Origin of the sequence: Lutimonas halocynthiae, assembly GCF_030409835.1 — a bacterium.
GTDB lineage: Bacteria > Bacteroidota > Bacteroidia > Flavobacteriales > Flavobacteriaceae > Lutimonas > Lutimonas halocynthiae.
The window spans coordinates 982,062-1,008,690 of the sequence record NZ_JAUFQO010000016.1 but is presented as its reverse complement, the minus strand read 5'-3'; the positions used below and the strand labels follow the sequence as shown (position 1 = coordinate 1,008,690).

Here is a 26,629-nt window from a genome sequence, read left to right as displayed (position 1 = left end):
ACTTAATTCAAAATATTTTAATTAAATGACGAGAACAGCCTCCTCTGTATGGAATAATTGTCTGCTTTTTATAAAGGATAATATCAAACCTCAAGCCTATAAAACATGGTTTGAGCCTATAAAGCCGATGAAGTTAACCGGAGACGTTTTGACTATTCAGGTGCCTAGTAAGTTCTTTTTTGAATGGTTGGAGGAACATTATATAAAATTATTAAGAGTTGCGCTGATAAGAGAGTTGGGAGATCATGCAAAATTGGTCTATGACGTTAGGATGGAAAATACCTATAGCAACAAGAAGCCACATACTGTTAAGTTTCCAAGTTCCAATAAAAAACCATTTAATTCTCAAGGGGTAACAATTCCACTTGAAATTGACAAAAGAGAATTAAAGAATCCATTTGTAATTCCAGGAATACAAAAGGTAAAAATCGAATCACAATTAAATCCAAATTATAATTTCGAAAACTTTATTGAAGGAGATTCAAACCGACTGGCAAGATCTGCGAGTATGGCTGTTTCAAACAAGCCTGGTGGAACTTCATTCAACCCATTACTGATCTACGGAGGAGTAGGTTTAGGGAAAACGCATTTGGCTCAGGCCATTGGTGTGAGAATCAAAGAAAGGTATCCTGAAAAAACAGTTCTTTATATCTCTGCTGAAAAATTCACACAACAATTTATAGATTCTGTAAAGGCAAATACCAGAAATGATTTTATTCATTTTTATCAGATGATTGATGTTTTGATCGTTGATGATGTTCAATTCCTTTCAGGTAAATCGGGTACGCAGGATGTATTCTTCCATATATTTAATCACTTACATCAAAATGGGAAACAGGTAATTCTAACTTCTGATAAGGCTCCGGTTGATATGCAGGATATAGAACAACGTTTGTTGTCCAGATTTAAGTGGGGGCTTTCAGCTGAGCTAGTTGCTCCTGATTATGAAACCAGAATCAGCATTTTGAAAAGTAAAATGTTCAGAGACGGTGTCGAAATTCCGGAAGAGATTGTAGAATATATCGCAAAGAATATCAAGACCAATGTAAGAGAACTTGAAGGAGTACTTATTTCTTTAATTGCTCAGGCTTCTTTTAATAGAAAAGAGTTTACCTTGTCTTTGACCAAGCAAATCGTAGATAAGTTTGTAAAAAACACTAAGAAAGAAGTATCCATCGATTATATTCAGAAAGTTGTTTCGAAGTACTTTGAAATGGATGTAACTACTTTGCAATCAAAGACTAGAAAAAGACATATTGTTCAAGCCAGACAATTGGCTATGTATTTTGCTAAAAGAATGACCAAGGCTTCTTTAGCCAGTATTGGTTCTCAGATAGGAAGTAGAGATCATGCAACGGTACTTCACGCTTGCAAGACTGTTGATAATCTTACAGAAACTGATAAGCAATTTCGCAAGTATGTTGATGAATTGACTAAAAAACTCACTTTTTAATTAGCAATATTTTTATGGTTAAGGTTTTAATGGTTTGTCTTGGAAATATTTGCAGGTCGCCATTAGCTGAGGGTATATTAAAATCGAAAGTTGACAGCAAATCAGTATATGTAGATTCGGCCGGAACTGGAGGATGGCATGTGGGTGAATTGCCAGATACAAGATCAATCGAAGTTGCACGATTAAATGGACTCAGTATCAATGACCAGCGATGCAGAAAATTTACAGCACAGGATTTTGAGGATTTTGACGTGATATATGTAATGGATAAATCTAATTATGATGATGTCATTGCTTTGGCCAAAACGGATACGGATGTTTCGAAAGTGCGTATGATTTTGAATGAAATGGCAGCAGATCTTAATGAGGAGGTTCCTGACCCGTATTATGGTAGTGGGAATGGTTTTCAACATGTTTATGACTTGCTTGATAAGGCCTGTGAACAAATTGCAAAACACTTGAGTCGTGAATAGTAAATTTGGCAAATTATTTCTCATTCCAACTACTTTAGGTCAAAACGAACCTTTAGAGGTACTTCCTATATCGGTGAAAAAGGCTGTGGAGGACATTGATTTTTTTATAGTTGAAAATGAAAAATCTGCGAGGCGATTTATTAAGAAAATTGCTCCCAGGAAATCACAGCCGGCATTAAGACTTTTTGTGCTCGATAAATACACCAGTGAGTTTGAATCTAAATCATATATTGATCCTTGTTTTCAAGGTTTTAATGTGGGTTTGCTTTCTGAAGCAGGAGTTCCGGCAATTGCAGATCCTGGAGCTAACATCGTAATGCTCGCCCATCTCAAAAAAGTACAGGTGGTTCCTTTGGTAGGGCCTTCTTCAATAATTCTGGCCATGATGGGTTCTGGTCTTAACGGACAGAGCTTTGCCTTTAATGGCTATTTGCCCATTGATAAGCTCGAGCGCAAAAAGAAGATCAAAGAACTAGAGAAACACTCCAAGCAAAATGACCAGACGCAAATATTCATTGAGACGCCATATCGCAATCAAAAATTGTTAGCTGAATTAAAAGCTTCTTTGACTCCATCCACGTATTTAAGTGTGGCGGTTGATCTTACCTTAAGTACAGAATACATCAAAACACTCACCGTTAAAGAGTGGAAAACAGAAAATGTAGACCTTCATAAAAGACCTTGCATTTTTATTTTTCACAAATTTTAAAGCCTTGCGTTTTTTACTGGTTTGATAAATGAAGTGTCATATCCGGCAAATTTTTTCATATAATGCTGTACATCAGATCCGTAAGCATCATAAGCATTTAGCTCGCCATTACTTCTTAAGTATTTCTTTACATTTCCAGCTCCAGCCAAATGAGCAGCTGCTAAAATACCTGATTCCGTAATTTCAATACCATTAATTTTTTTACCAACGCTTCTTTTGATATCTCTGATCAGAATCCACTTGTTCAGTGAACAAAGAGCATAGAAGGCATCTTCCTGAAGTTTAGGGTCATTTAAAAATGAATGGGTATCATAAACTCGTATACGATTCAAAGTTGTCTCACCGAATTGGTATTTACCAAGATAACCTAGGCTGTTTACTTTGCGATAATTACCTCTGGATTCTTTAAACGCTAAAGCTTCCTTAAACCCAACATAAAGCTTATCAACTCTTGGGGTATAATGAATTTCGAATGGTTTAAAACTTTTGCTTACAGTCGCGATGACATTGGCTTGAGGTAAATTGTACCGAACCTTTTGGGGGCCCTTAAAGAACAAAGATTTGTCCTGGGTAAATGCAGTCATTACTATCGCGCATAACGCGATAAATAGTATTTTCTTTTTCATAATCGTATTTTTAGTTAGGGAGTACCTAAAATTACTTGGGTCAAAGATAATGTATTTTTCGCAAATGGTTAAAAATGAGCGAAGAATGGCTTAAAATAAGGGTTTCTTAAAAGTAGAGAAAATGGAATTTAAACTCTCCGTTACTGCGGTATTCAATTGTCGGTGCGGGTATCTTAATGAAATTGAAAATATTGAATACAGTTTTTAAAAAATCAGAGTTTGTTCTAATTTTAGTTAGGTCTACGTCAACGCTGGCGAAGAATTGGCGATATGATTCAATAGGAACAGGAGGTAAGGTGGAAAAGTCATAACTGCCTTCTGGAAGCCCGTTAGCACCATATCCAACCGCCACATTGAACCATCTCGGAATCTTACTCTCCTTAAAAAACGATTTTAAATTACCCGAAAACCAATAGGTTTGGCCATTGTAATCTTTTAGAATCTGTTGCATGGTTGTGCTCCCCAACTTATCTGGATTATTTGCAGCATATTCGGTTGTTTGAAAAGAAAATTTCATTTGTATTCTCTGCTCATCCCATAAAAGCTCCTGGCCGATCAATAATCCTGTACCCAGTGCATTAGCCATTATGTCACCGTTTGAAAAACCCCATTCTTCTGAAAATCCATCTAAAACCTCTATAGTAGTCAGAAAAACAAATCCGAGGGTTGCACCATATATCAACTGGTTCTTTTTTGTTTCACCGGCCCAGGCCAGGGCATCCATACCCATTTTCCCAATATAATAAGAGCTGAAAGTATGCCCGACCTTATCCATTTGCATCCATTGTGAATTGTCATTAAATGAATGGAAACCAGACTTATCATAGTCAGCATACCAGGCTTCATTTAAAGCGATAAGCGTAACAGAAGCCAAAGCTGCTTCGGTCACATAAACGGCTGTTCTTCGCTTTTTGTTTAAGGTATCGGATCTTTGAAAAAAAGGTGTTTTATTTTGAGCAACAAGATAATCTTCACCACAAAAAATGATAATGAGTAAAAGTAGCATCCATGTATGTTGGCCTACTCGATCGATCACCTGTTTATGCCCTGTTGACTTACCCATTTCTGATAGGCTGCAGCATTAATGTTATGCTCTTTGAGCGTCTTGGCAAATTTGTGATAACCAATATTTTCAACACTGGCGCACATATAATAATATTGATGGTCTTCAGGGTTTAAAACCGCATCAATCGATGAAATATCGGGCATGCCAATTGGTCCAGGTGGTAAACCGAAATTTGCATACGTATTATAAGGAGAATCTATTTTCAGATCTTTGTTAAGAACTCTTTTGAATTCTTTATCCTGACCATATTTTTCTTTGAGGGCAAAAATAATCGTTGGATCGGCCTGTAAAGGCCAGAAATCATGCAGACGATTTAAATACAGTCCGGCTACAGTTTTTCTTTCATTAACAACAGCGGTCTCTTTTTGCACAATGGAGGCCAGTGTAGTTACTTGCAAGGGTGTGATTCCTTGTTTCTTTGCTTTCGATATCCTATCATCATTCCAGAATTTATTGTATTCTGAGAGCATCTTTTCTTTGAATTGTTGCGCATTTGTACTCCAGTAAAAATCATATGAATTAGGAATATACATGGCCAATGCTGTCGTGGCATCAAAGCCGTTCTGTGTCAAAAATTCTCGGTCATTAAAAGCATTTAAAAGAGACAAAGAATCGGCCTCTATCTGAACAGCAATTCTTCCTGCCAGTTTTTCGAAACTATCCTGATTGTTAAAAGTCAGGGTAATGGTTTCTTGTTTGCCCCCTCTTAGATGATCCACCAAAGATTCATTGTTCATTCCTTCAGTAATCTTGAATTTCCCGGCTCTTATTTTATTGGGATAGTTTTTCTTTTTGGCAACCCAGATAAAATTGTTTACATTTTTCACATGCGGCTCAATGATCCGCACAAGTGATTCAAAATCAGTGCCTGTCGGAATCAGAATAGATGTTGTTTCCGGCACATTAGGACTATATATTTTACTGTAAAAGGAGTAGCCTATGATGGCCACTATCAGAACGATTATCGCAATTCCAATTGCAAGCTTCTTTTTCATGTATGTTTTGGGTTTAATATTTGCAAAATAGCAATATCCTTGAACTTGCCTTTCACTTTGATCCAACTTTTTTTAACACCTATTTCTTTGAAATTCATTTTGCTAAACAATGCCAAGCTACTTTTATTGTCTACCGGGATATTGGCATAAATCTGATGTAAATCAAGGTGTTCAAAGGCATAGTTTAGAAAAAGCTCCAAAGTACTCTGTGCGTATCCCTGTCGTTGGAATTTGTTTAGTATCAATATACCAATTCCAGCTCTTTCATGCTGAGGATTAAAGTCAAAAAGATCGATAAGCCCAAGAACTAGGCTATCGGATTTTCGAGTTATGACCAGTCTAAGCTGTTTGGCTTCATAAATATCCTGATGGGCGTTCTTAAGATATTTGGATAAAACATCTCTTGAAAACGGAGTCAGGGTATTGCTGACTTCCCAATTTTGACTATCATTCTCAATTGAAAACAAGAGATCAAGATCCATGGGTTCCAAAGACCTGAGTTTTACAAGTTCGTTTTCAAGTAGGTTCATAGTTTCATGTCTATTGTGCCCTGGAACACTAGAGTAGCCGGGCCGCTAAGGATAATATTCTTATATACATTTTGCTCCTTTTCAAATTCAATTTTTAATTTACCACCAAGCGTTTCAATATGTATAGTTTTTTCGCTGGTTTTATTCAAATGATAACTGGCTAAGGCCACAGCGGTTACGCCGGTACCACAACTCAGGGTTTCATTTTCAACACCCCGTTCATAGGTTCTGACACTAAAAGTATTGTCATTTAATTTCTCAACAAAATTCACATTGGTTCCTGTCTCATTGTATGGAGCGCCATATCGAATTTTACGTCCATGATCAACCACATTGAATTCAGAAAGATTTTCAACGAAGCTGACATGATGCGGAGAACCAGTATCCAGAAATACATGCTTATCATAAACTTCAATTGCGTCAATGTCAATCATTTTTAGACTCACTTGATCACCTTGCATTGTGGCCTGGTATATTTCTCCCAAGGCCATAAATTTTGTTGTTGCCTTAAAAATCCCAAGCGATTTGGCAAAGGCAACGATACATCTCCCTCCATTACCGCACATTGATCCTGGTTTGCCATCTGCATTATAATATACCATTTTAAAATCTGTCTGGGCATCATTTTCAAGTAGCATCAGGCCATCTGCACCAATTCCAAACTTTCGGTCACAGCATGCTTGAATAAGTTTGTAATCATCTTTTGGAAAAAAGTTGTTCCGGTTATCGATGATCACAAAGTCATTTCCAGCGCCCTGGTATTTAAAAAAGTCTATTTTCATCTTGCAAATGTAGGAATTATTGAAAGAAATCATGGCTGTTAAAGTATAGTTAAAGTAGTCTTGACTTGGGTTTTTTATATTTAAATTTGAGTTTATTGATAAAAAAATAGCGAATTATGAAGAATTTTTTTAAAATGCTTGTTGTGTCTGCCCTTGGAGGTGTGCTGACTTTAGGAATGTATGTTACATTTTTTGAACAACAGGTTGTGCCAGGTGATATTGGGGGCGTCAATATGCCAACAATCATTCCGGCAAGCTATGAATCTGATAGGGTGGCTGCAGCCGAGAAGACTGATTTTACAGCAATTGCTGAGAAGTCTATACATGCCGTGGTGCACGTAAAAAATATAAGCAGTACGAGTTCCAGATCAAATTCTTTGATGGAATTCTTTTATGGTGACACGGGTGGCGCAGAAAGACAGGTAGTAGGTTCGGGTTCGGGAGTAATTATTTCTTCTGATGGTTATATCATCACAAATAATCACGTTATAAAAGGAGCTCGAAAATTAGAGGTGACCTTAAATAATAAGGAGTCATACGAGGCTGAAGTAGTTGGTGTGGATGAAAGTACTGATATCGCTTTGTTGAAAATTCAAAAAGACGATTTACCTTATATGCCATTTGGAGATTCTGATCACCTTAGTGTAGGAGAATGGGTCTTAGCGGTTGGTAACCCGTTTAACCTTACTTCAACGGTAACAGCAGGAATTGTCAGTGCCAAGGCTAGAGATATCAATATAATGAATAATAATAAAAGGATTGAATCCTTTATTCAAACAGATGCGGCTGTTAATCCGGGGAATAGTGGAGGTGCTTTGGTCAACACTAGAGGTAACCTAATCGGAATTAACACAGCAATATCCTCGCAAACAGGCTCCTATATAGGCTATTCTTTCGCTGTGCCTTCAAATATTGCAAAAAAGGTAATAGAAGACATACTTGAATTTGGGAATGTGCAAAGAGCCTATTTGGGAATCAATTATGAAGAGTTGAACAGTGCCAAGGCCAGTGAATTTGGAGTTGAAAGTACTGAAGGAGTTTTAATTACAAGGGTTTTGGATCAAGGGGCCGCTAAAGAAGCCGGATTGATGACAAATGATATTATCGTAAAAATGGATAATGTCAAGATCGCGAATTTTTCTGATTTGCAGGGTTATCTTGGTTCTAAGAGGCCCGGAGATCAGGTTGAGGTGACGATCCTTAGAAGTGAAGAAATTAAAACATTAACCTTAAAATTAAAGAATCAGTTTGGAAAATATAAATTTGAAAATTCTGATTTCTCAGAATACTTTATTGGGCAATTAGAGCCAATATCCAAAAGTGAAGGCAACAGATATGATATAGATTACGGGGTGAAAATTGTGAGTTTAAACAATGAAGCCATCGAAAGAACTTATGGAGTAGGTAATGGAGATATTATATTAGCTGTTGAAGACCAAAAGGTTTCAAGTGCGCAAGAGGTTGATCAATTATTGAAAAAATACCAGAACAAAGATTATTTTGAATTGCAAATACTGACAAAAAGCGGAAAACAGGGTTATATTAGAGTTCGCTCCAATTAACAAACTAATCTAGTACTTATTATAAGGTCTAATTTAATAATTTAATAAAAACCACTTATCTTGAGTGGTTTTTTTTATGAATTACATATAATAAAGACATATTTTTACGTTCTTAATAATATATTTATTATGATATGAAATTGATAAAGAGTTACGAAGAGCAGTTATCCAAGGCAGTAGATCAGAGAAGGATGACAGTTGAATTGATCAAGGTGATCAGTGATTTGTGGTATGAAAACAACATAGAACTGTTTTTATTCAGAAACCAGTTAATTGATAGAAACGTTAGCGAAATTTTGAATCTGTTGGATTATTCGAAAGAATTTGTTCAAAAACCGATTTCCATGACCTACATGTTGGAAATCGCTCAAAAGATTATGAAAATGGACTTGCCACCGTCCAAAATCGATATAGGTAAACTTGCTTACGTCCTACATTTAACCGCCGAAACAGATGTAGATAGTTTTGTGGAAGGTAAATTGTCGGGCGCAAAAAACGGAAATGGCTTTAAACCAAAGGATGTTGTTCTTTATGGTTTTGGTAGAATAGGACGCCTGCTGGCTCGAGAATTGATGTCTAGGACCGGTAAAGGGGTTCAAATGCGGTTACGCGCTATTGTAACAAGAGGAGAGATTACAAAGGAGGTTCTTGAAAAGAGAGCTTCTATGCTAAGGAAAGATTCAGTGCATGGTTATTTTAAAGGATCTGTTAAAGTAGATTTTGAAGAACAGGCACTTATCATAAACGGGACCACTGTTTTTGTTATTTCAGCAAACCGCCCTGAAGATCCTAATTATTTGAACTATGGGATTAATGATGCCTTAATAATTGATAATACGGGAGCCTTCAGATCAGAGGAGGATTTATCAAGACATTTAGAGGCAAAGGGAGTGGATAAAGTTTTGTTGACGGCTCCTGGAATTGGAAATGTTCCAAATATCGTTTATGGCGTCAATCAAAATAATTTTAACCCAGATGAACACCGGATATTTTCTGCAGCCTCTTGCACTACTAATGCCATTACGCCAGTTCTAAAGGTGATTAATGACACGCTAGGAGTTAAACATGGACATATAGAGACAATACATGCCTATACCAATGATCAGAATTTGGTTGATAATATGCATGATAAATATAGACGAGGCCGCGCTGCAGCTTTAAATATGGTTATTACTGAGACTGGCGCTGGTAAAGCAGTGTCAAAAGCGGTACCAGAATTAGCAGGGAAACTGACCTCAAATGCCATACGGGTTCCGGTTCCAAACGGATCCTTGGCGATTTTAAATTTAAATCTTCAAAGTAAAACAACCAGAGAAGATCTTAACGCTTTGGTAAAGAAGTTTGCCTTAGAGGGAAACTTGGTTGAACAGATTCGCTATTCTATGAGTAACGAACTCGTGTCATCAGATATCGTTGGTACGCTTGAACCAGCCATTTTTGACAGCCATGCCACAATTGTTTCGAAAGAAGGTGATCATGCGATACTATATGTATGGTATGACAATGAATATGGTTATAGTCATCAAGTAATGGGCTTGGCCAAATATATCTCAAAGGTGAGAAGATTTGCCTATTATTAAAGGTATTCTATAGTTTTAAGGGGATAATGGTGATTGTTGTTAAAAGATTTTTTATTTTTAACCACTGTTACTCGATTAAAACTAAACCCTATGAAAAAAGTATACTTCCTTCTTTTATTGTCAGCTATTATATTCTCATGCAAGAAAGGAGATAAACAGCAAGCCATGCCACCTCAGCCTTTTGAGGTTTATGAAATTCAGACCAAATCAGTTCCTATCTATGAAGAATTTGTGGGTCAGATATATGGTGAAAAAGATATACCAATTAGAGCCCGGGTAGAGGGCTTTTTAGAAGGAATACATTTTGATGAAGGAGAAAGGGTGGAAAAGGGACAGTTGCTGTATTCGATCGATCCTGATCCGTTTCAGGAGAAGGTAGTGGCAGAAGAGTCTAAGGTTTCAGAAGCCCAGACGGTTCTAGTGCAGGCAGAAAGTGATTTACGCCGGATTGAGCCCCTAGCGGCCATGGATGCCGTAAGCCAACAGGAACTGGATATGGCTGTCAGTAAAAGGGATGCTGCGATATCGAGTCTTGAGGCAGCAAAGGCCAATCTGAACATAGCCAAGATAAATAAGGGCTATTGCAAAATGTATGCCCCAATCGAAGGAATCATTGGAAAAACCAACGCTCGGGAGGGTGAATTTGTAGGAAAGGACCCAAATCCCGTGATATTGAATACAGTTTCACAATTAAGGGCGATAAGAGTACAGTTCTTTTTGACCGAACCGGATTATTTAAAAATAGCAAGGGCTTACTTAACGGATGAAGAGATGGAAATGCGTCGGGTTGAAGGAGATGACAGGGCCGAACTCGAACTAATTCTTGCTGATGGTACCTTGTATGATCAAAAGGGTGAAGTCGATTTTATTGATCGAAATATCGATTCCTCGACGGGGTCGATTTTGGTTCAAGCCAGTTTCCCGAACCCGCAGCGCTTGATCAGGCCGGGGCAGTTTGCCCGTGTAAGGATACGTGTTCGTGAGGATGAAAATTCGATTGTTATTCCCCAAAAATGTGCCAAGGAACTTCAAGGTCAATTTTCTGTAATGTTTGTCAATAATGAGAATGTTTTAGAAAGCAAAACAGTTGAAGTTACAGATAAGGTCGGTGAATTCTATATCATCAAAGAAGGATTGAATAATGGCGATAAGATAATTTTGGAAGGAATTCAAAAAGCCAGATCCGGAATGGAAATTATTCCACAGGTTACAGAATTTGTGAGTCAACAAACGCCTCAATCTTAAGAATTATGGCAGATAATAAAGGAAATTTCTTTGTGCATCGCCCTATTGTGGCTATGGTAATTGCGATTATTATTGTTATTGTGGGATCAGTTTCATTAGTTGGTCTCGCTGTTGAACAATATCCAAATTTAACACCTCCGATAGTTGAGGTTCGAGGAACATATACAGGTGCAAATGCCATCAGTGTGGAAGAATCTGTTGCGACGCCTATAGAGCAGGAGGTGAATGGTGTTGATAATATGATCTATATGAAATCTACCAATGCCAACGATGGTACAATGGTTATTCAGGTTTCATTTGATGTTGGGACCGATCCTGATATGAATACGGTATTGGCTCAAAACAGGGTTTCAGCTGCATCAGCAAAATTACCTGCTTCGGTAACTAAATACGGGGTTACCACAAAAAAGAGTTTACCCAATATTATGCTGGCTTTAACCCTTACTTCTGATGGTCGTTATGATCAGGATTTTCTTGGGAATTACGCCTTGATCAATATTAAGGATCAACTGGCAAGGGTTAAGGGAATAGGTAGAGTTGACGTCATGGGGGCCGCCAATTATTCCATGCGAATATGGGTAAAACCTGATCGTTTGGCTCAAATGGGAATTACAGTTCCTGAGATCATGGATGCCATTAACGAGCAAAATATTATCGTACCCGGTGGGAAATTTGGAGCAGAACCCGCACCCCCTGGTACCGAATTTACATACACTGTTAGATTGCCTGAAAGATTTAATTCGCCTGAGGAATTCGAGAATATCGTTATCAGGACCCATTCAGATGGGTCTCAAGTGAAAATAGGAGATATAGCTACAGTGAATTTAGGAGTAGAAACCTATAGTATGATTCCGAGAAGTAATGGAGAAACTTGTGCCATTATTGCGCTTTATCAATCTCCCGGTGCCAATGCTGTAGAATTGGCTGAACAGATTATTATAGAAATGGATGAATTGTCCAAAGGATTCCCTGAAAGTGTAAAATACGAGGTTGGTTTGGATACAACTCTTCCAATTACTGCAGGGATTAAAGATATCGTTGTAACCTTAATTATTGCCCTTATTTTGGTAGTATTGGTGGTATTTATTTTTATTCAGGATTGGAGGGCTACCTTAATACCCACTTTGGCAATTCCGGTTTCCTTAATTGGTGCGTTTATATTTTTCCCATTATTAGGGTTCACGATTAACGTGCTCTCACTTTTAGGACTGGTATTGGCGATTGGGATAGTAGTGGATGATGCCATTGTAGTGGTTGAAGCCGTTCAGGTAAATATTGCCAAGGGGATGAATACAAAAGAGGCTACTTTAGATGCTATGGCCAAAGTTACGGCACCGGTTATTGCCACTACTTTGGTACTTATTGCCGTATTTATTCCGGTGGCAGGAATGGCCGGTATAACCGGACTGCTTTATCAACAGTTTGCGATTACCATTGTGGTTTCGGTAATTGTATCCTCTGTTAATGCTTTGACTTTGAGCCCTGCACTTTGCTCCTTATTATTGAAAAAGCCCGTTCCTTATGGAGGTCCATTGGGATGGTTCTTTGATAAATTCAATAGGGGAATGGATAAAAGTACCGATGCTTATATGAGCATGACCAACATTATTGGTCGAAAAATGAAGAGAGGTGTCGTTTTTATTCTTTTGATGACTGTTGGTGCAGGTGTCTTTGGAGGTCTGGTTCCTGGTGGATTTATTCCTGAAGAAGATATGGGGTATTTTTACGTAAATATTCAATTACCAAATGCAGCTTCTCTACAAAGGACCGGTGCCATTTCAGAAGAAATAGAGGGAATATTGATGGATTATCCTGACGTTCAATTTGTCTTAAATGCGACGGGTTACAGTATGCTTTCTGGTTCGAATATTCCCAACAATGGTTTTATGTTTGTCACACTTCGTAATTGGTCAGAAAGAGACATTACCGTAAAGGAAATGGTTCAAAAAGTGAATGCCCGGCTTGGAAGTGAAATAAAAGGGGCACAAGTATTTGCTTTTGGCCCACCTGCAATTCCAGGCTTAGGAAATGGTTCCGGATTTAGTATAATGTTGCAGGACAGAGGAGGTAATGATCCGAATTATATCGCTCAATCGACTATGAAATTCTTACAGGCGGCAAATGCCCGGCCTGAAATAGGGAGTGCATTCACAACATTCCAGGCAGGCGTACCTCAGCGATTTATGGATATTGATAAGGAAAAGGCCTTAAAACTGGGAATTAAATTAAATGACTTATACACTACTGTTGGAGCGTTCATGGGGGGGACCTATGTAAACGATTTTACCAGATTTGGAAGATTGTATAAAACTTATATTCAGGCAGAACCTGAATACAGAGTTGATGAGTCACAGATAAGTAATTTTTTCATAAAGAATAATAAGGGAGAAATGGTTCCATTAGGTACTGTGGCAACTGTTACACCTACCTCTGGTCCTGACTATACGAATCGATTTAATTTGTTTAGATCGGTTGAAGTCACCGGTGGGCCGGCTGAGGGATATACTTCTGATCAAGCCAGACAAGCTTTAAAAGAAGTGGCTGAAGAAGTTTTACCGGCAGATATGAATTACGCCTGGAATGCCATGTCTTTTCAAGAAGAAAAGGCTTCCGGATCATTGATGATGATTTTAACTTTTTCATTGGTGTTCGTTTTTCTGATTTTGTCAGCACAATATGAGAGTTGGTCTTTACCCTTTAGCATTTTACTTGGAACTCCATTTGCTATTTTTGGAGCTTTATTTGCCTTATGGGCGGCGAGATTCTTTAGTCCGACTTTTGAAAACAATATTTTCGCTCAGGTTTCTTTTGTAATGTTGATTGGAATGGCAGCAAAGAATGCCATCTTGATTGTTGAATTTGCAAATGACGAGTTTAAAAAAGGATTAAGTTTATTTGATGCAGCAATGGCTGCATCTAAATCTCGATTCAGACCGATATTGATGACAGCCTTTTCATTTATTTTAGGTGTATTTCCGTTGGTTATTGCTTCAGGATCTGGAGCAGAAGCAAGAAAAGTTATGGGAATGGCCCTATTGGGAGGAATGAGTTTGGCAACTTTCTTGGGAGTTTTCTTATATCCCATGTTATTTATCTTTATTGGTAAAATATTTGGCTATGAAAAACAACGTGAAAAGGCTATGGCCTTGGAGCAAAAATCAACAGAAAGCAATGACTAAGAAACTTATTACATACGGTACGCTGGGATTTATGACTATGTTGTTTATAGTTTCCTGCAAGGTTGGTCCTAACTATGTGGAGCCTGAAGATACAACCCCGGTTGAATTTCGATTCACCGCTGAAAAGACAGATAGTATCATTAATTTCAAGTGGTGGGAGATTTTTAATGATCCTACGCTTGATACCCTGATCCATACAGCCCTGAGAGAGAATAAAAACCTTTTGATAGCTGCAAGTAGAATTGAGCAGGCTAGGGCAAATTTCAAATTCAACAAAGCGGATATGGGCCCAAAGTTTGGCGTTCAGGCAAATGCAGGAGTTCAAAATCAGTTATTTGGTCAAAACCTGGATCAAAACCTGGAAACCTATGGAGCCAGTGCCACTTTAAATTGGGAATTGGATTTTTGGGGAAAATTTCGAAGAGGTAACGAGGCTGCCCAGGCAGAGCTTTTGGCATCTTTTTATGGGAAGCGAGCCATTGAGGTTGCCCTGATCAGTGAGGTGGCCATCAATTATTTTCAATTGTTGGATTTTCAGACCAGACTCGATATTTCGGAGAAAACACTGGCTTCTCGAGATACCTCATTACAAATCATCCAGGCTCGTTTTGACAAAGGCTATACGCATATTATCGATGTAAATCAAGCAGAGATCCAGAAGGCAATTGCTCAGGTTTCTGTACCTACATTTCAAAGGGAGATCGGTTTTGCAGAGAACAATTTAAGTATTCTATTGGGGCGAAACCCAAGCAGCATTATCACACCAAAGACCCTTATCGAGTATCAAGTGCCTGATACTGTACCTCAAGGAATTCCATCTGAGTTATTGGCAAGAAGGCCGGATGTCATGGAAGCTGCGCAACTATACCGAGCACAAAATGCGAGAATTGGTGTAGCACAGGCGATGAGATTTCCTGCTATTAGTCTGACAGGTTTGTTAGGCGTAGGATCGAATGATCTTTCAACCTTGTTAGACAATGGATTAGGTTGGAGTGCAGGAGTCAGTCTTTTAGGACCATTATTTGAATGGGGCAAGAACGTTCGTCGAGTGGATATCGAGCGCGAAATAGCGCGCCAGTCACTTTTCTCTTATGAGAACACGGTATTAACAGCGCTGCTCGAGGTAGATAATTCACTAATCTCTTTACAAACGCTGAGAGACGAGCTGGCGGCTAATGAATACAAGTTAGGGGCCGCAGAAAATGCAAGTTACTTATCGAGGCAAAGATACTTTCAAGGTGTAACCAGTTATCTGGAGGTGATTGAGAATCAACGACAAGAATTTGAGGCCCGCCTCAGCTACTCTGAAAATTATCAACGTTTACTCAGTTCTTATATAGGTCTTTATAAATCGCTAGGAGGCGGTTGGGTTACAGAGGATGAACTGGAAAAATATGCCCTTCAATTAGCAGATGAATTAAATGTGAACGAATCTGAGATCGATCGGGATAGTCTCTATTATGCTGGGCAGTTAGTTGATTATTATTTAACACCTGAACAGGAGCAACAACGAAAGCAGCAACGAAAAGAATTGAATCAAAGAGAAAGAGAGATGCGTAAAGCAGCCAGACAGGCTAATTAATCTCTAAAAGAATAAATAATAAAGCGGTTGTAAATTTAATTACAACCGCTTTTAGATTAAATTACTTACCCGTAAAAGGTAATCAGGAATTATTATTTAAGTAAATATAATTTGTGTTCTGTCACCATCACAAAGACCATAGAAATCTCCAATGGTAATGATAGAATCAACTTCTTCGTGTAAATCTTCTTTTTCCAATTTAAACATGTCTACAGCTAATTTACAGGCATAGATCATACCGCCACCGGCAGTAATCATTTCCAGAAATTCGTCAACAGGAGGCATGTCAAGTTCCTCCATTTGGGTTCTCATCATTTTTGATACTCCGGCTTCTACACCTGGCAATCCTCCTAACATTGTTGGGAAAGGCAGGCCACCTGGCATACGCATCGCTGGATTACCAGTTGTTGCCGTATGAAGACCGAGCATTCTATCTTTAGTGATACCATCAAGGCCGAAGAATGTGAAAAACACATTGGTTTCAATACCTTCCATTACAGCTCCATTGGCCATCACTAACGTGGCATATACATCTTCCAAAGATCCTTTGGCGCAAATGATACACACTTTTTCTAAAGGTTTTTTTTCGTCTGAACTCATAATTCTAAATTTTTGTTATCCTTGAAATGAAATATTAAACACAACTAGCTGGTTTTGGAATTCCTGCAATCCTTGCTGAGTATTTTAAAGGTCCCTTAGGAAATAATTTATATAAACCCTTGATGTCAGTAATGCCTGATTTACCTACTTTTCTTATGCTAAGTGCTTCACCAGCTTCAGTTTTTTCTCTTAGGTAGTTTAGAACTTCAAAATGTTTTTCAGTTAATTCAATTCCAATTTCACCCGCTATTTCATTAGCGATGCCTTCGTTCCATTCATTCATGTTTTCAAGGTATCCATCTTCAGATACATTTACTTGTGCTCCTGCGATTGTTTGTAAAGCCATAATATTATTTTTTAGTTATTAATTGTTTATTTATTTTTCGATATGAACATCTTTAGAGACATTTTTCATAAAGGTAATACCATAACCCAATGCTTTTTTCATTTCCGGGCTATTCATTTCTCTCATTAATTTCCATACAGAGTAAGAAGGTACACTTTCTGTTTCCATACTATTAAACGCCTTAATTGCATTTTGCATGGTACTGAGTACCTCTGGCTGTGTCATTTCTTTAACAATTGACAGGATAGAAACAATACTATTTGATAATTCCTTAATATCCTGAGGGCTAAAGCCTTTAACAACATTGTCAATAACCGGTCCTATTTCTCTAATAAAGTCGAAATAGCCTTTTTGTTCTAATGAATGCATTTGTTTTGTAAAGTCCAAGATCACTTCATTAGCGATTGGTCCAACTTCTTTACCAAGATCAACGGCCATTTCAAGTGTATCCATTACGGTTTTGATATTTCCGATATTTCTCAAAAATGAAACGGCTAATCCGGTTAATTCGGATGGATCAAGTTCAACCTGTCTTTTGTCGAGCTCTAGTACTGTAGAATCATAGGCATCCTTCCCAATGATACTAAGATCCCCTACAAGGTCTTCAACCATGTTGGCCTGTAGTTTTTGTTGATGTACATACCCCAGGATCAGATCCAGCTTTTTGTCCAGTGCATCAATTTGTATTTGTATATTCTTATCTTCCATCACTAGTCTTTATTGAGGTTAAATTCTCTTTTTTCCTGCCATGGTCATATCAGCCTCGATAGGTAATTCTCTTCCTTTAAGTAGGATATGCCAATAGATCCATCTGAAAAGAATTTTACCATAATGATTCATTTTCGTATTTTTTAATAGACCAAATGGCCCGATACCTGGTAATGGAAAAGTTCCTGGTAATGGTTCTGTTTCATAATTAAAATCGATTAAGGCACCTTTACCGTAACCCGTTTCAATATAACAATTGGCGTGACCGTCAAATTTTGCAGGAAGAGCTCTTCCTTCCATTGCTGCAAGAATATTTTCCATTAGGATTTCAGCGGCAAAATGCGCCACAGATCCAGCTTTTGATGTTGGAAGGTTTGCTGCATCACCAATCACAAAAATGTTCTCGAATTGTTTAGACTGCAACGTATGCTTGTCAGTGGGTACATAATTCATGTCATCACCCAGACCACTTCGCTCGATCATATCTGATCCCATATTGACAGGAACGATAGTTAAGATGTCGAATTCCACTTCACGATCATCATAAGAAATCAGTTTTTTATTTTCATTATCAACATGACTCAAATAGAAATCAGCAACAACATCGATATTTTTTTCTTCTAAAAGATCACCAAGTACCTTAGAGGCCACTGGCTTTGTGAAAGCACCTGACATCAACGTAACATAAGAGATATCAACTTTATCTCGCATCCCTCTTTCAGCAAAATATGCTTCAGCAAGACATACAAACTCTATTGGAGCTACCGGGCATTTATATGGCAATTCCGGAATACACATAACCAATTTACCACCTTCCCAGTCTTTAAAACGCTTATGAAGTGCTACAGCGCCTTCTACCGTATAAAAATCAAAGATATCCTTATACCATAATTCTCCTGTTAAGCCTTCGGTTTCTGACGGTCTTGTTTCTGTTCCTGTGGCAATGATCAAAAAGTCATAATTCAATACCCTGCCACCTTCAAGAAGTACTTTGTTCTCTTCACCCACGATCTTATCAATAGGGCTAAAAATCACATTTGCTCCTGGAGGGAAGAAATCATATTTTGGTTTGATTACATCTTTTTTACCGTAAATTCCAAAAGGAATAAACAAGAATCCAGGTTGGTAATAATGTGTTTTATATTGATCAACGATTGTGATTTCCCATTCGTCTTTTTCAAGTTCGTGATGCAATTTGTTTAACATCATTGTTCCAGCTGTTCCGGCACCTAAAATCACTAACTTCTTCATGTTTTTTGTCTTATTAATTATAGTACAAATATAGAGTGAGGTTTTTTTTTAATATGTGACTTAAGTCATATTTACGTGCGTAAAGTCACTATTTTCAGTAACTTATGTAACACAAGGATCCAAAAAAAAGTATATAGAAAGGAAGAAAAATACGCTGATAATAAAAAAAGGTTTATTTTTAAAACTCCAAAACCATAGCATTGATGACTGAAGTTGAAAAGACAATTATTACCCTGAGAGAAGAACTCAGACAACATAATTATAGCTACTATGTTCTTGATGAGCCAAGTATAACTGATTTTGAATTTGATAGTAAATTAAAGGAGCTTCAGGAACTCGAATTAAAACATCCTGAATATTTTGATGAAAATTCTCCAAGCCAAAGAGTTGGTGGGGAAATCACAAAAAATTTTAAGACAGTAACGCATAAAAACAGAATGTATTCTTTGGATAATTCTTATTCAAAGGAAGATATTTTAGAATGGGAAGCAAGAATTCAAAGAATACTGGGAGACGTAGATTTAGAATTTACCTGTGAATTGAAATATGATGGAGCCTCGATAAACTTGACTTACGAAAATGGTGCTTTTGTGAAAGCGGTAACCCGAGGTGATGGTTTTATGGGTGATGAGGTAACCGCTAATATTAAAACGATTAGGTCAATTCCGCTTGTTTTAAGAGAAAATGAGTTATCCTCTTTCGACATCAGAGGTGAGATTGTTTTACCTCTTGAAGGATTTAAAAAAATGAATTTGGATAGAATGGAAGCAGGAGAAGATCCCTACAGGAATCCAAGAAATACAGCAAGTGGAAGTCTAAAACTTCAAGATAGTGCTGAGGTGGCCAACAGACCGCTGGATTGTTTATTGTATCAGGTAGTTTCAGAGAAGAATCCATTTAAGACACACTTCGAAACATTGATGCATGCAACGGAAATTGGTTTTAAAGTTCCCGACACCATTAAACTTTGTAAGAATGTCGATGAAATCATTGGTTTTTTAGAAGCATGGGACCTAAAAAGGCATGAGCTGCCATATGAGACAGATGGAGTAGTTATTAAGGTAAATAGTCTTAATCACCAAGATGAACTTGGTTATACTGCAAAATCACCACGTTGGGCACTTGCTTATAAATTTAAATCAGAACAAGCCACCACGACGCTTAACGAAGTCACCTACCAGGTAGGACGAACTGGTGCCATTACACCTGTTGCTAATCTGGAACCGGTAGAATTGGCAGGCACTATCGTAAAAAGAGCTTCTTTGCATAATGCGGATCAAATTGAAAAACTTGATTTAAGGCTGCATGATAAGGTTTTCGTTGAAAAAGGAGGGGAGATCATCCCAAAAATTGTAGGCGTTGACACAGCGGAGCGTGCGGTAGATTCTGAACCAATACAATATATTACGCATTGCCCTGATTGTGGAACCGAACTCCTCAGGAAGGAGGGAGACGCCAAACACTATTGTCCAAATGAATTTGGATGCCCAACCCAGATAACGGGCAGGATACAACATTTTATTAGCCGTAAAGCTATGAATATTGATGGGCTAGGAGCGGAATCTGTAGAATTGCTCTTTAAAAACGGATTGATTCATAATTTTGCCGATTTATACGAGCTTACTAAGGAACAACTGATGCCTTTAGAAAGAATGGCTGAAAAATCTGCTTCAAATATGATCATCGGTATAGAAGCCTCCAAAAGTATTCCTTTTGAAAAAGTTTTATTTGCATTGGGCATTCGTTTTGTAGGAGAGACTGTTGCCAAGAAGTTGGCCCGTCATTATAAAAATATAGATGCTTTGATGGAGGCCAATTATGAAGCGTTGATTAGTGTAGATGAAATAGGTGAAAGAATTGCTGAAAGTATTATTTCATTCTTTAGCAATGAAGGCAATTGCATTCTAATTAATAGGGTAAAAAAATATGGGTTGAACCTGGCTTTGGACGAATCCCTTCTGGCCGTTCAGACCGAAAAGCTAAAGGGTAAAGTAATTGTGGTTTCAGGTGTTTTTCATATCCTGTCAAGGAATGAATTAAAAAAATCTATAGAGGATAACGGCGGTAAAGTGACCGGTTCAATTTCTAAAAAGACCAGCTTTATCATTGCAGGTGATAATATGGGGCCCAGTAAAAAGGAAAAGGCCGAAACTTTAGGCGTCTCCATCGTTACCGAACAAGACTATTTAAACATGATCGATTAATCAGGCTTAGATTTCCAGAACTTTTACTTTGTTACGGGTTGAATAAACCTTTCCATCATTGTGCAGTTGCTTAAGAAGCCTGGTCACCACAACTCTTGAGGTATTCAAGTCATCAGCAATTTCCTGATGCGTAATTTCAAGGTTCACATTTTGATTGATCTTAGCCTTATCTCCGAGATATTTTAGCAAGCGCTGATTCATGTTCATAAAGGCCAGGCCATCTATTGATTCTACCATTTCGATTAGCCTGAAGTGGTAACTATCAATGATGAAATGCCTCCATGTCTTATATTTTGCCAGCCATTCGTCTATATGGTCCACAGGTAAAAAGATGGCCTCTGTATCGTTCTCTACAACGGCCTTGAAGATACTTTCTTTACGGTTAATACAATTGATAAATGAAATGGCACAAGTGTCTCCTTTCTCTAGAAAATAAAGTACCAGCTCATCACCTTCTTTTTCTCTGCGAATTATTTTAACCGCTCCGCCGAGTATGAGAGGTATATGCGTCATATTCTCTCCAATATCCACTAATACCTCACCGTGTTTATACTTATCTAAAAAACCAACCTTAACGATTTCTTCTATAAGATCTTTTTCGAAAATGGAACTGTAATATTCGCTTAGTTTTTCTCTAAGAATAACTTCCTGTGTATTCATTTTTTTATCTATTAAAAATCAATATTGACACAAAATTAATCTAAAATAGAATGAGTAAACAGGATATTTGTCATACGGTAACATTTATTACTAAAAAAACTCCTTAACATGTGTTAAGGAGTTTTCCACCAAAATCGATTCTGACTGCATTCAAGCAAAACAAATAAATAATTAGAAAACTACTTGAATTTGTGCCAGGAATTTATCGTTATCCTCATTGATTACGGTTTCAATGTTGGCTTGATAGTTCACTTGTAAGCGTATCGCTTTATTGAAATAATAATTAAGACCAATTGTCATTCTTTCGCTGTATCTATATGGTACATCTTTTAGATCAAGGTCTTGATCAAAAAATTCATATTTGAATACAGGTTGAAGATTCCATTTAGTGTCATACCAGATCATACCATAGGCTCCATCTCTTTCCTCTCCAAGGGCAAGTGGTTCAGATCCACAACCGGTATCTGCACCTGGATCATATGCTCCTTCGTCATGAATATATTCTCCTTGGATATGAAGGTTATTGATGTCAAATAAAATCTCACCACCATAGGTAGTTCGGCTGTCTTCATCATTATTTAACTTCGGATAACCATATCTAAAACTACCTCCAATGGTCATGAAATCAAACACTTTATAGGTGACGCGTCCAACAACATCTTTTTTATTGTTGTTATCGACTTTATTTAAGCCACTACCATTCATGATCGCAAACGCATAATTCAGTCTGGTGTTTACATTTCCACCCCAAATTGAAATACCATAATCTCTTTGAGGGACTACTAACTGATCTGAAACGATAGCCCGATCAATAGTGATTAATGCATTACACGCGGTCTGAACTTCACGTCCGAAAGGCTGTTTATACGATCCAACAGAAAGTCTAGCCCAGTTATATTTATCCCAGGTTACAAAGGCATCCATGAGGTAAGCACTTCCAACACCACCTATAAAAGGACTGGTTTCTAGCATAAAATAATAGCTCCAATCTTCAAAGAGACGGCCTCTAACTCCAATTCTCGCTCTTCTAAATTTAAAAGTGCTTTCAGCAGGGTCAGAAAAAGTATAATTATATTCAGGTTGGATAAAACCAAATAGTTTGATTTTAGCAGGAGCAATGCTGTCAGTAGGGTCCTCGGCGTCGCAACCTTGCGCCTGTATTTGACTAATGAACATACTAATCATCAGTACGATAGATATCGAAATAATATTTTTCATGTTATCTTATTTGAAGATTAATTTTTGATCAACGGTAATTCTTTAGGAACGGATGAGCCAACACCCCATTGATTTGAGCTCCAAGCTGGGTTAGAATGGTAGATTCCATTCATCCCAAATGTCATACTATAAGCATCATACCCAAGAACTTGTAACCAGGCTGTTATAACAGCTGAGGTTTGACCAGTATAACAGTAAGTAATCACTTTGGCATTCGAATCTGAATCCAGACCTTTGTAACCATTGCCCTCAAGTAATAAAACTTCCTTGACGCGAAAAGCATCTTTTAAATGACCAAAATTTCCGTAGTCTGTATCTCCAAAGTAGTTGTTGATGAAGTAATTTTCAGGGCTGTTTAAAACATCTGTTCCTTTGGCAGTTTTAAAACCTGCTTCTATTACAGCTTCAACTCTTTGTCTTAAAATTTCTGCACCATCTGTAGAATAAAGGTCAAATACAGGGTCATCAAAAGTCAGGTCGTCTGGCGCTTTATTTGCGGCCCAATTACCATGACCTTTTGCTTCATCTCCTGTATTGTTATTCCATGAACCAGCTGTTTCAGAATTCCACCCAGACATACCCCATTTAAGTGCTTGGGCATTACTGTGTCCGGCAAGGCGTAAAAGAGATGCGCCATAACAAGCTGTTTGACCTGTATAGCAAACTACTAAGACTTGTTTGCTTGCAGCATCTGCTTCTTTAAGTATATCGGCAAAGGCTATGTTTTTAGCTCCCTGAATATGACTTGTATTGAATGCTTCGAGAGTTCTGATATCAAGAATACTGTATTTATTCAAAAATGCATCCAGATCTGCTGCTGCAGGAGCTCCGGCCACAAATTTAACTTCTCCTCCCGGTCCGCTTAGAATGTTGTTTAAATCAAGATCATTATCCATCATATGATCCTTCATTACTTCAAACGCAGGTTTAAGAATTGGATTTTCTGGACTGATTTCATCTCCTCTGTCACATGAACTAAGTAGCAACACTGGAACGCATAATAATGCTAGTACGAATAGATTTATTTTTTTCATAATTATTTGTTTATTGAATAAAATTTTGAGTTTTTGTTATTCGATAACCGGAAACATGTTAACCTCTTTTTTAGAAAAGGCCTCCCAGTTATTTTCTTTTAGATTTTTGTGCATAAAACTGTTACCTCCATAGGCTAAATTGCCGGTTTTGTAACCAAGAACATTTAAGTAAGCTACTACGTAGGCGGTTTCTTGACCTGTTGGGCCATAAACAAGAATTGTTTTATCTGTAGGAAGTGTAAATAGATCAGCAGTAGAACTTAAGGATCCATTTGGGTCATATTGAACAGCTTGAGGAATATGTCCTTTGGCATAACGATCAGAACCATTATAGTCTATGATGTAATAGTCATTTGGATTCTCAAATGCCAAAGCAGATTTTACGATAGATTCTTTATAAGGTGTAGCAAATGCCTTTTCTAATCTTGCTCTTAAAATGGCTTCGCCATCAGATTTACCAGTAGCAACTTCAGGAGCAGAACCTTTAGCTCCTTTTTCATGCGTTGTAGTTTCTAATTTTGCAGCGAAATCATCGGAAGTATTCTTAAGCCAAGAATTCTCGGCAAAATCAACTCTCCATGAACTCATTCCCCAATTCATGCTATGCGTATTATCATAACCAGCAATGCGCAAAAGACCGGTGAAATATGCAGCAGACTGCCCTGAATAACAGATCAAAATGATCTTGTCATACTCGGAGGGTGAAATACTATTTTCAAAATGATTTAAAAGATCCGAGGGTTGAACGTTCACAGCATTTTTGATGTGACCATATTCAAACCAGGTTGCGCTTCGAATATCAATTATATGATATTTCGGATTCTTGAGGTTCTTTTTAACCTCATCTGCAGGAATCAAGGCAGGAGCTGCATCGGTGTTGATGAAATCTCTGTTGGTTTCAAGGAAACTCAAGAGGGTTTCAAATTCATTTGGAGGATCAATATTGTTATTTAGATTTGCACTTGGTGCTTTAAAACTACTTACCAATAGTGTGGCAGGCAGTAATAATAATACGAGAATTAATGATAGTTTTCTCATGATGTAAATTTTTAAAATTCAATTGTTTATCTGTTTTTACTTGGTTTAAAAATAATTTTAGAGCAGACATATTTCCATGATATTTCTCATGGTTTTACAATATATAATGAGTTTACTGTGTATCAATTGTTACCAAAAAAAGCAACAAACATTACAAATGAATTAATGAAATAAATTCACTATAACTATCATAAAATCAATACATTAAAAGTATTTAATTTGAGTTGAAAGTGAGGCGGATGTTGAAAATGTTGCTTGTGTAGATTATTAAAAATGAAATTCTGAAAACTGAGTAGTTTAGACGAATAATAAGAACTCATTTTCTAATCAAAAGACGTCAATTGCAGTTGTCCAGATCAAATTAATTAAAGAAAAAGTCCTTCGTTAAGGCGAAGGACTTTTAACAAAACAATTAACTAACTAACTCGAAGCGTTACTAAATTCATGACAAAATTTAACAACCTCCTTCGGGCATTTTCTTTTTCTTTTTTGGTTGAACTACTACCTTTTTCTTTACCGGTTTTGGAGCTGGTTTAACGACAACTTTTTTTACAGGTTGAATCATTGCTTTTTCCATAGTAGTAGCATAATTTACTTTGGCCTTTCCAATTTCTATATTCTTGACATGAAATTGTTTGTCATCATAGTAAGTAGCTACACTCAATACCTTAATATCTTCATTACCCAATTGGTATAATAGCATAAAGGCAGCATTGGCCTCTTCAGGAGTTTTACCATATAAAATGGCTGGATTTTGCGAGCTGGACCCTGTGAGTAAGTCAATTGAGCTTTTATCAAGTAGCTGACTTAAAGGAATATTTATGGCCTTCTCAATATGTCCTTTGGAAAAGTCAAAATTACTACGAACATCAATAATAACAGATGCTTGATCTTTGATTTGTTCGAATTCAGATATTGATAAGATGTATGACTTATTACTAATAAATTCAAGGGTTTTGGCCGTGTTATTTGTGAAGCTATATTGTGGTTTTCGAAATGTCAATAGACTTATGACCACAACTAATAGAAAAAGTACAGCTGATATGGAGATTCTTTTTGTTTTTTCTAACTCTTTCATAATTTTAAATTAATTGTTTTGTATTGAATCAGTCTGAGGTTAACATCCACCTTCAGGTACTCTTTTCTTTTTCTTAGGTTTGGTAACCACCTTTTTGGGAGCCGCCTTTCTCACAGGTTTTACTTCAACTTCTACAGTGTCATTTGCAACACCAAAATATTTACCAGCAGCCCTTCTAAAAGAGTATAGTTCAAATGCCTCTTGTGACATCGTTTCTTTGGGTGGTATAGGTTCGATTATAGTGCTAAACCAGGTGTTAAGACCTCCATCTAGTATATAAAGCCTTTGGTAATCCATTCGATTACATAGCATCCAGGCCTGTTCGGCGTTGAAATTATCATTTGAAAACAATATAATGTCATAGATGTTTTGGTCGAGATAAGGGTTCAACTCTTCACTGAATATTTCAGATAATGGAATATGAATAGCATTAGGTAAACTAAAACTTTGATACGCTTCTAATAATCTCGTATCGATTAATAACAGCGTTGGATCTTGATTGATAATTCTGTCAGCCAGTTGGTCAGAAGTAATATATCTTTCGGTACTGAGGATGTTTTTCGCAAAAAGCTCAGGTGAAATACCTTCATGCTTTGGATGCTTTGGAATCAAAAGTAAGCCAGCGGCTAAAGCGATAAGAATCAAAGCAAGTATTTGATAACTTCTTTTTACGAGTATTTTCTTTGTGGTATATGTAGCAGACATAAGTG

24 protein-coding genes are annotated in these 26,629 nt (G+C 37.3%); 9 read left to right on the top strand and 15 right to left on the bottom strand.

What is annotated here, in order from left to right; genetic code table 11:
- Nucleotides 1-25 precede the first annotated feature (25 nt).
- From dnaA to QWY87_RS17620, 3 genes are read left to right on the top strand one after another with little or no spacing between them, the layout of a single operon-like run.
- On the top strand, nt 26-1,453 hold the full coding sequence (gene dnaA / locus QWY87_RS17630; RefSeq protein WP_290293659.1) for a chromosomal replication initiator protein DnaA: 1,428 nt from the start codon (nt 26-28) through the stop codon (nt 1,451-1,453).
- Nucleotides 1,454-1,467: 14 nt separating this feature from the next.
- On the top strand, nt 1,468-1,926 hold the full coding sequence (locus tag QWY87_RS17625; RefSeq protein WP_290293658.1) for a low molecular weight protein-tyrosine-phosphatase: 459 nt from the start codon (nt 1,468-1,470) through the stop codon (nt 1,924-1,926).
- The gene (locus QWY87_RS17620) at nt 1,919-2,635 is read left to right on the top strand and encodes an SAM-dependent methyltransferase (protein WP_290293657.1); all 717 of its coding nucleotides are present in this window, start codon (nt 1,919-1,921) and stop codon (nt 2,633-2,635) included. The genes QWY87_RS17625 and QWY87_RS17620 overlap by 8 nt, the downstream gene beginning before the upstream one ends.
- Here the strand turns inward: QWY87_RS17620 and QWY87_RS17615 are convergent.
- The 5 genes from QWY87_RS17615 to dapF form a co-directional block, all read right to left on the bottom strand.
- Nucleotides 2,632-3,261 (bottom strand): peptidoglycan-binding protein LysM, encoded by a 630-nt coding sequence (locus tag QWY87_RS17615; RefSeq protein ID WP_290293656.1) that lies wholly within the window; start codon nt 3,259-3,261, stop codon nt 2,632-2,634. The genes QWY87_RS17620 and QWY87_RS17615 overlap by 4 nt on opposite strands.
- Before the next feature lie 106 nt (nt 3,262-3,367).
- Nucleotides 3,368-4,324: a DUF2279 domain-containing protein gene (locus QWY87_RS17610; protein WP_290293655.1), complete on the bottom strand. Its 957-nt coding sequence runs from the start codon at nt 4,322-4,324 to the stop codon at nt 3,368-3,370.
- Nucleotides 4,294-5,322 (bottom strand): endolytic transglycosylase MltG, encoded by a 1,029-nt coding sequence (mltG, locus tag QWY87_RS17605; RefSeq protein ID WP_290293653.1) that lies wholly within the window; start codon nt 5,320-5,322, stop codon nt 4,294-4,296. Before mltG ends, QWY87_RS17610 begins: the two co-directional genes overlap by 31 nt.
- Nucleotides 5,319-5,852 carry a GNAT family N-acetyltransferase gene (locus QWY87_RS17600; protein WP_290293652.1) on the bottom strand — a complete coding sequence of 178 codons (534 nt, stop codon included), beginning with the start codon at nt 5,850-5,852 and terminating at the stop codon, nt 5,319-5,321. Before QWY87_RS17600 ends, mltG begins: the two co-directional genes overlap by 4 nt.
- Entirely contained in the window at nt 5,849-6,634 is a 786-nt protein-coding gene (gene dapF, locus QWY87_RS17595; protein ID WP_290293651.1) for a diaminopimelate epimerase, read from the bottom strand. The genes QWY87_RS17600 and dapF overlap by 4 nt, the downstream gene beginning before the upstream one ends.
- 116 nt (nt 6,635-6,750) lie before the next feature.
- Here dapF and QWY87_RS17590 point away from each other — a divergent pair, with 116 nt between their 5' ends.
- From QWY87_RS17590 to QWY87_RS17570, 5 genes are all read left to right on the top strand, one after another.
- A complete protein-coding gene (locus QWY87_RS17590) occupies nt 6,751-8,196 on the top strand; it encodes a S1C family serine protease (protein WP_290293650.1) in 1,446 nt (481 codons plus the stop codon).
- Between the two features lie 134 nt (nt 8,197-8,330).
- Nucleotides 8,331-9,776 (top strand): glyceraldehyde-3-phosphate dehydrogenase, encoded by a 1,446-nt coding sequence (locus QWY87_RS17585; protein ID WP_290293649.1) that lies wholly within the window; start codon nt 8,331-8,333, stop codon nt 9,774-9,776.
- 90 nt (nt 9,777-9,866) lie between these two features.
- Complete coding sequence (locus QWY87_RS17580; RefSeq protein WP_290293648.1) at nt 9,867-11,021, top strand: efflux RND transporter periplasmic adaptor subunit; 1,155 nt, start codon at nt 9,867-9,869, stop codon at nt 11,019-11,021.
- 5 nt (nt 11,022-11,026) lie between these two features.
- Complete coding sequence (locus tag QWY87_RS17575; RefSeq protein ID WP_290293647.1) at nt 11,027-14,200, top strand: efflux RND transporter permease subunit; 3,174 nt, start codon at nt 11,027-11,029, stop codon at nt 14,198-14,200.
- Nucleotides 14,193-15,782, top strand: coding sequence for an efflux transporter outer membrane subunit (locus QWY87_RS17570; protein ID WP_290293646.1), 1,590 nt, complete (start codon nt 14,193-14,195; stop codon nt 15,780-15,782). The genes QWY87_RS17575 and QWY87_RS17570 overlap by 8 nt, the downstream gene beginning before the upstream one ends.
- A gap of 96 nt (nt 15,783-15,878) precedes the next feature.
- On the opposite strand, the gene QWY87_RS17565 is transcribed toward QWY87_RS17570, so the two are convergent.
- Genes QWY87_RS17565 through sqr form a run of 4 tightly spaced genes read right to left on the bottom strand, consistent with a single transcriptional unit; the run spans nt 15,879 to nt 18,687 of the window.
- On the bottom strand, nt 15,879-16,382 hold the full coding sequence (locus tag QWY87_RS17565; RefSeq protein WP_290293645.1) for a DsrE/DsrF/DrsH-like family protein: 504 nt from the start codon (nt 16,380-16,382) through the stop codon (nt 15,879-15,881).
- Between the two features lie 34 nt (nt 16,383-16,416).
- The gene (locus QWY87_RS17560; protein ID WP_290293643.1) at nt 16,417-16,728 is read right to left on the bottom strand and encodes a TusE/DsrC/DsvC family sulfur relay protein; all 312 of its coding nucleotides are present in this window, start codon (nt 16,726-16,728) and stop codon (nt 16,417-16,419) included.
- A 30-nt stretch (nt 16,729-16,758) separates the two neighbouring features.
- Nucleotides 16,759-17,436 (bottom strand): helical membrane plugin domain-containing protein, encoded by a 678-nt coding sequence (locus QWY87_RS17555; RefSeq protein ID WP_290293641.1) that lies wholly within the window; start codon nt 17,434-17,436, stop codon nt 16,759-16,761.
- An 18-nt stretch (nt 17,437-17,454) separates the two neighbouring features.
- Nucleotides 17,455-18,687, bottom strand: coding sequence for a type III sulfide quinone reductase, selenoprotein subtype (gene sqr, locus QWY87_RS17550; protein ID WP_290293639.1), 1,233 nt, complete (start codon nt 18,685-18,687; stop codon nt 17,455-17,457).
- A gap of 203 nt (nt 18,688-18,890) precedes the next feature.
- On the opposite strand from sqr, the gene ligA reads away from it, so the two are divergent.
- Entirely contained in the window at nt 18,891-20,891 is a 2,001-nt protein-coding gene (gene ligA, locus QWY87_RS17545) for an NAD-dependent DNA ligase LigA (protein WP_290293638.1), read from the top strand.
- A gap of 6 nt (nt 20,892-20,897) precedes the next feature.
- Here ligA and QWY87_RS17540 read toward each other — a convergent pair whose 3' ends face one another.
- From QWY87_RS17540 to QWY87_RS17515, 6 genes are all read right to left on the bottom strand, one after another.
- On the bottom strand, nt 20,898-21,551 hold the full coding sequence (locus tag QWY87_RS17540; RefSeq protein ID WP_290293637.1) for a Crp/Fnr family transcriptional regulator: 654 nt from the start codon (nt 21,549-21,551) through the stop codon (nt 20,898-20,900).
- Nucleotides 21,552-21,722: 171 nt separating this feature from the next.
- Nucleotides 21,723-22,769, bottom strand: coding sequence for a porin (locus QWY87_RS17535; protein WP_290293636.1), 1,047 nt, complete (start codon nt 22,767-22,769; stop codon nt 21,723-21,725).
- 17 nt (nt 22,770-22,786) lie between these two features.
- A complete protein-coding gene (locus QWY87_RS17530) occupies nt 22,787-23,803 on the bottom strand; it encodes a rhodanese-like domain-containing protein (protein WP_290293635.1) in 1,017 nt (338 codons plus the stop codon).
- Between the two features lie 36 nt (nt 23,804-23,839).
- A complete protein-coding gene (locus tag QWY87_RS17525) occupies nt 23,840-24,841 on the bottom strand; it encodes a rhodanese-like domain-containing protein (protein WP_290293634.1) in 1,002 nt (333 codons plus the stop codon).
- Nucleotides 24,842-25,295: 454 nt separating this feature from the next.
- A complete protein-coding gene (locus QWY87_RS17520; protein WP_290293633.1) occupies nt 25,296-25,919 on the bottom strand; it encodes a rhodanese-like domain-containing protein in 624 nt (207 codons plus the stop codon).
- A gap of 39 nt (nt 25,920-25,958) precedes the next feature.
- On the bottom strand, nt 25,959-26,624 hold the full coding sequence (locus QWY87_RS17515) for a rhodanese-like domain-containing protein (protein ID WP_290293632.1): 666 nt from the start codon (nt 26,622-26,624) through the stop codon (nt 25,959-25,961).
- Between the last annotated feature and the right edge of the window lie 5 nt (nt 26,625-26,629).